Below are 6069 nucleotides of genomic sequence, written 5' to 3'. Positions count from 1 at the left end.
GCGGTCGGCTCGTCGAGGATGACGAGGTCGGGCGATGGCGCGATGGCGCGGGCGATGCCCACGCGCGCCTTCTGGCCGCCGGAGAGCTGGTGCGGGAACCGGTCGAGCAGCTCGACCGGCAGGCCGACGAGGCGGGCCAGCTCCTCGCACCGCGCCCGGATCGCGTCCGAGCCGGTCACCGTGCCGAAGCGCTTGAGCGGGTCGGCGATGGCCCGTGCCGCGGTCCAGCGCGGGTTGAGGGACTCGGTCGGATCCTGGAACACCATCTGGATCTTCGGCCGCATGGGATGCTTGGCGAAGCGTGCCGCCGGCACCCGGCCGATCTCCTCGCCGGCAAACACGATCGAGCCCTCGGTCGGGTCGAGGAGCCGCATCACCATCGTGGAGGTGGTGGACTTGCCGCAGCCGGATTCGCCGACGAGGCCGACGCTCTCGCCGCGATCGACCGTGAAGCTCAAGGCATCGACCGCCCGGAACGGCGCCTCCGCCGACTTGCGCGAGAGGAGCGCCTTCGGCTTCGGGTAGGCTTTCACCAGCCCCGAGACCGCCAAAAGCGGCGCGCCCGCTCCGTTCGCCCGCTCCAGGGGGGCAGCCGGCGCCCCCTCGGGCAGGAGGTCGCGTAAGGATACGCCCGGGCGCGGCGTCGCCTGCATCAGCTTGCGGGTATAGGCGTGGGCGGGCGCGCGGAAGATCGTGGCCGCCGGTGCCGTCTCGACGACGCGGCCCCGCTCCATCACGACGATCCGGTCGCAATAGGTCGCCGCGAGGCCGAGATCGTGGGTGATGAGCACGGTCGCCATGCCGCGCTCCCGGGTGAGGTCGGTGACGAGGTCCATCACCGCCTTCTGGGTCGTCACGTCGAGGCCGGTGGTCGGCTCGTCGGCGATGAGGAGCTGCGGCCGGCACGCCAGCGCCAGCGCGATCACCACTCGCTGGCACATGCCGCCCGAGAGTTCGAACGGATAGGCGTGGTAGCGCTCCTCGGGCCGGGCGATCTTGACCTGTTCGAGCGCCGCGATGGCCTTCGCCTTGGCGTCGCCCGAGCCGGCCTCGGCGTGCTGGCGCAGCACGTCCTCGATCTGGTGGCCGACCTTGCGGATCGGGTTCAGGGCGGCGCGGGGATTCTGGAAGATCATCGAGATCTCCCGCCCGCGCAGGTCGCGCATCTGGCGCTCGGTCGCGGCGCGCAGGTCGATGCCCGAGAAGCCGACCTCGCCGCCGGCGATGCGTCCGGCCCGGTCGAGGATCCGCATCACCGCGTAGGAGGTGACCGACTTGCCCGAGCCGGATTCGCCGACGATGCCGACGGTTTCGCCCTTGGCGACCGAGACGGCGACCTGGCGCACCGCCTGCACGGTGCCGCGGCGGGTGGCGAACTCGACCGTGAGGTCGCGGATGTCGAGGAGCGGGATCGCGGTCATGTCCGCCTCTGGGGGTCGACGATGTCGCGCAGGCCGTCGCCGATGAGGTTGAAGCAGAACACGGCGAGCATCAGGGCGAGGCCCGGGAAGAGCGCGATCCACCACTCGCCGGAGACGATGAAGCCGGCCCCCTCCGCCACCATGATCCCCCATTCCGGGGTGGGCGGGCGCACGCCGAGCCCGATGAACGAGAGACCCGCCGCGTTGAGGATCGCGTAGCCCATCGTCAGCGACATCTGCACCATCATGATCGGCAGGATGTTCGGCAGGATCGCCGTCAGGACGATGCGCAGGTCGGTGTTGCCGGTGAGCCGGGCCGCCATGACGAAGCCGGCATTGCGGCGCTGCGCCGCCTCGGCCCGGGCGAGCCGGGCATAGAGCGGGAAGTTGATGATGGCGGTGGCGAGCACGATGTTGCCGACCGTGTTGCCCAGAGCCGCCACGATGCCCATCGCCAGGACGAAGAGCGGGAAGGCCATGATGGTGTCGGCGAGCCGCCCGACGATCCGGTCGGTCCAGCCGCCGAAGAACCCGGCCATGATCCCGGCCAGCCCCCCGGCGACGAAGACGAGGGCCACCGAGAAGACCGCTATGGCGAGGTCGAGCCTTGCCGCCACCACCACCCGCGAGAGGATGTCGCGCCCGAGCTGGTCGGTGCCGAAGGGATGGGCCAGCGACGGGGCCTGGAGCGCCGCCGTGGTGTCGGAGGCGAGCGGGTCGTAGGGGACCAGCGAGGGCCCGAGGATCGCGCAGGCGACGAGCCCGAGGAGCAGCGCGAAGGCGAAGCCGGTGACCGGGTTGCCGGCGATGACGGCGACCGCATGGGCGAGCGTCGCCGAGAGGCCGGAGCGGGCCGGGGCCGGCGCGAGGGCGGGGGAGCCGGTGGCGCTCATGCGGCCTCCCGGACGCGCGGGTCGATCAGGCCGTAGGCGAGGTCGATGGCGAGGTTCAGCACCGTGTAGAGCAGGGCCATCGCCAGGACGAAGCCCTGGACGGGGGCGAAGTCGGAGGCGATCAGCGCCTCGACCGCGTAGGAGCCGACGCCCGGCCAGGCAAAGACCTTCTCGACCAGCACGTTGGCGCCGAGCAGGAAGGAGAACACCATGCCCAGCGTCGTCACCACCGGCAGCATCGCGTTGCGCAGCGCGTAAGTGACGACGACCCGGCGGCGCGACAGGCCGGCGGCGCGGGCGGTGCGGACGAAGTCGGCGGCGAGCACCGCCAGCATCGCCGCCCGGGTGATGCGGGCGATGGGGGCGAGCGCGAAGATCGCGAGCGTCAGGCCCGGCAGGGCGATCTGGGCCAAGGCCGCCCGGAAGGTCTCGGCGTCCCCCGCCATCAGGCTGTCGAGGAGGAAGAAGCCGGTGCGCGCCGGCGGCGGCGAGGCGAAGGCGTCGAGGCGCCCGAGCGGCGCCGGGGCCCAGCCGAGCACGAAGTAGAACACGTAGACGAGGAGGAGCCCGGTGAAGAACACCGGCAGCGACACGCCCGCCGTCGCCACCACCCGGCAGGCATGGTCGACGAGGGAGCCCTGTTTCAGCGCCGCCGCGACCCCGAGGGGCACCGCGACGAGCAGCGACAGGACGAGGCCGACCAGGGTCAGCTCGGCGGAGGCCGGCAGCCGGCTGCCGAGATCCGCCGTCACCGGCTGGCCGGTGGTGAGCGAGCGGCCGAGGTCGCCCCGGGCAAGGTCGGCGACGTAGCGGGCGAATTGCTCCGGCAGCGGCCGGTCGAGGCCCAGTTCGGTGCGGATCTGGGCGATGGCCTGGGGCGTGGCGGCGGGACCGGCGAAATACGCGGCCGTGTCGCCGGGCAAGACCCGGGTGAGCAGGAACGACACCAGCACGACCCCGGCGAGCGCCGGCAGCGTGGTGGCGAGGCGGTCGAGGAGCGTGCGCAGCATCGTGTGTGGCCCTCCTGGCTGTGGGGTCGCGGGTGTTTGACTGGCCGGTCCGGCCTCTCGTTTCCCCGCAAGGCGCTTCGGGGAACGAGGAAGCGCGGGTTCTCCCTCCCCCCTCTGCGGGGAAGGGTGCCCCGCTGCGGGTGCGACGCACTGGTGCGCGGGGCGGGAGAGGAGCGGCGCGACGTTGTTCCAGGGGGCGCCCTTCACGACGGCTCCGCCCGATCCGGAAGCGGCATCCCCTCTCCCGGCTCGATGACGCTCGCCACCCTCCCCCGCACAGGGGGGAGGGGGACACCCGCGCCTCTTCCTCCCCGGACAATCCAGGGACCGTTGAAGGGGTCAGCGGGGCGCCCTGCCGCCCCTCACGACGCCGTCCCCTTGGTGAGATACCGAAAATCCGGCTCGCGGCAGGGCTGGAACTGGTAGCCGTTGATCGTGCGCTGCATCGCGACGTCGTGGGTCGGCTGGGCGATCGGCACCATCGGGACCTCGCGCTCGGCGAGCGCGATGAAGTCGATCACGCTCTTCTGGTACACCGCCGGATCCTCGGTGAAGCGGGCGGTGTCGATCAGCTTGTCCAATGCCGGATTCTGGTACGAGGCGATGTTGAAGATCGAGTTCGCGCCGTGCAGGGTCCAGAACAGGTAATAGTCGGGATAGTCGAGCCAGCCGGCGAAGCGGTTGAGCACCATCGGGTTGGTCTTCTTGGAGATCTCGCCGCGGAAGTTCGCGCCGGGGATCTTGCCGATCTCGACGGTGATGCCGATGCCGGCGAGCGCCTCCTTGATCAGCACCGCCATCGGCTCGGCGACGGTGGCGTTGCCGGCATCGAACAGCAGCGTGGTCGAGAGGCCGCCGGGCGCGGCCGCCTCCACCAGGGCCTTCGCCTTCGCCGGATCGGTCCGGTACGGATAGGGCTGGGGCCAGGCAACCCGCGGCGTTTCGGGCCCGCCCGACATGTCGAGGCCGCGGCCGAACAGCGAAGCCTGGAGGATCTTTTCGTAGGGCAGCACCCAGGCGACCGCCTGGCGCAGGCGCACATCGGTGAAGGGCCCGACGGCGGTGTTGAGATAGACCGACCAGACGCCGTTCGGGATCGGCACGCCCACGACCTTGATCTTGCCGGCGTCGATCAGGTCCTTGAAGTCCTTCGGCGGCAGCCCGTAGGAGATGTCGGCGTCGCCCTTCTCGATCAGCGCCCGGCGGGTCGAGGGCGAGGCGATGTCGCGGGCGATCACCCGGCGCAGCTGCGGCAGCTTGCCCGACGCCCAGGCGTCGTTCCTCACGTAGATCGTCTCGACGCCGGGCTTCCAGCTCTCCACCCGGTAGGCGCCCGAGCCCGCGACGTTGTTCTTGAGCCAGTCCTTGGCCCAGGGGTCACCACCGCCGTTGCGCTGCGCCAGTTCGGCATCGATCACGAAGGGAATCGTGACGGCGAGGTTCGACATCGTCATCTTGTCCTTGCGGACGAAGTCGATGCGGAAGGTCTTGTCGTCGAGGGCGACGAACTGCTCGGGCTTCTCCAGCGAGCCGGCATTCATCTGCGTGGTGGCGAAGCCCCCGATCGAGACCGCCCGGTCGAGGGACCACTTCACGTCCTTGGCGGTGACCGGCCGGCCGGAATGGAACTTGGCGTCGCGGAGCTTGAAGGTGCAGCTCATCCCGTCGGAGGCGACCTGCCAGCTCTCGGCCAGTTCACCCTCCATCTCGCCCATCTTGACGGCGTTGCCGCCGCCGCCCGGGATCGGCACCGGCTTGAAGCGCAGGAGCCGGTCATAGCAGTTGAGCGCGACGCCGTTCACCGGCTGCGAGGCGCCGATGCCCTGCATGTCGAGGGAGTTCGGCCCGTATTCCTGCACCAGGAGCAGGGTCTCGTTGCGGGTCGGGTTCTGCGCCTGGGCCTGATGTCTCGCCACGAATGGTGCGGCGAGCCCGGCGGCCAGGGCGGTGCGGCGGGTGATCATGCGGCACGGGCCTTAATCAGCGAGAGGAGGCGGATGCCCGCGACGGCAGGCGTGATGCCACCGCAAGGCAAGGTTCGGGCCGACCAAGATTCAGGTCGGCACGAGGAATTGCATGCAACACAGGAAGAGTGCATGTATTCAGGGAATCTTGCACGCACCTTGTTTGAGCGTGCTCGCCGCAATTTCAGGCACGCCTGCGCCGTAACGATGCGGCAGGGTGCGGGCGGTTCGGGACGGAGGCGAGATGGACGAGGCGCCAGGACGGACGCGGACCGAGCGGCTGGCGGCGGAGATCGCCGAGGCGATCGTCACCGGGACGCTTGCGCCGGGCCACCGCCTCGACGAGCAGGCGCTGGCGGACCAGTACGGTGTCTCGCGCACGCCGGTCCGGGAGGCGTTGCGTCAGCTCGGCACGTCCGGCCTCGTCGAGGTGCGGCCGCGCCGGGGCGCGGTGGTGGCGCAGGTCACGCCCGAGCAGCTCGCCGAATTGTTCGTCGCCATGGGGGAGGTCGAGGCAACCTGCGCCCGGCTTGCCGCCCAGTCGATGAGCCCCCTCGAACGGCGCCGCCTCGACGCCCTCCACGAGGCCATGGGCGAGCTGGCCCGGGCCGGCGACCCGGCGGCCTACGCTGAGGCCAACACGGCGTTCCACGGCGCGATCTATGCCGGCGCCCACAACGCGGTGCTGTCCGATTTCGCCCTCTCCTTGCGCCGCCGCCTCCAGCCCTACCGCGAGGCGCAGTTCCGCCAGGCCGGGCGGCTCGCCCGCTCGCATGCCGAG

Annotated in this window: 5 protein-coding genes; 1 reads left to right on the top strand and 4 read right to left on the bottom strand. The window is 70.9% G+C overall.

Features of this window, described 5'->3' with window-relative positions:
* From VP06_RS26290 to VP06_RS26275, 4 genes are all read right to left on the bottom strand, one after another.
* Nucleotides 1-1421: ATP-binding cassette domain-containing protein (locus tag VP06_RS26290; RefSeq protein WP_048466764.1), on the bottom strand; the 1421-nt coding region annotated here is incomplete at its 3' end.
* Nucleotides 1418-2314 carry an ABC transporter permease gene (locus VP06_RS26285; protein ID WP_048466763.1) on the bottom strand — a complete coding sequence of 299 codons (897 nt, stop codon included), beginning with the start codon at nt 2312-2314 and terminating at the stop codon, nt 1418-1420. The genes VP06_RS26285 and VP06_RS26290, both read right to left, overlap by 4 nt.
* A complete protein-coding gene (locus tag VP06_RS26280) occupies nt 2311-3324 on the bottom strand; it encodes an ABC transporter permease (protein ID WP_048466762.1) in 1014 nt (337 codons plus the stop codon). The genes VP06_RS26285 and VP06_RS26280 overlap by 4 nt, the downstream gene beginning before the upstream one ends.
* Nucleotides 3325-3686: 362 nt before the next feature.
* Complete coding sequence (locus VP06_RS26275) at nt 3687-5288, bottom strand: ABC transporter substrate-binding protein (protein WP_048466761.1); 1602 nt, start codon at nt 5286-5288, stop codon at nt 3687-3689.
* 244 nt (nt 5289-5532) lie between these two features.
* Here VP06_RS26275 and VP06_RS26270 point away from each other — a divergent pair.
* On the top strand, nt 5533-6069 hold a 537-nt coding region (locus VP06_RS26270), incomplete at its 3' end, for a GntR family transcriptional regulator (RefSeq protein ID WP_053082042.1).

This window comes from Methylobacterium aquaticum (genome assembly GCF_001043915.1).
Classification (GTDB): domain Bacteria; phylum Pseudomonadota; class Alphaproteobacteria; order Rhizobiales; family Beijerinckiaceae; genus Methylobacterium; species Methylobacterium aquaticum.
Note: the sequence above shows the minus strand (reverse complement) of the source record. Positions and strands in the feature narration are given on the sequence as shown.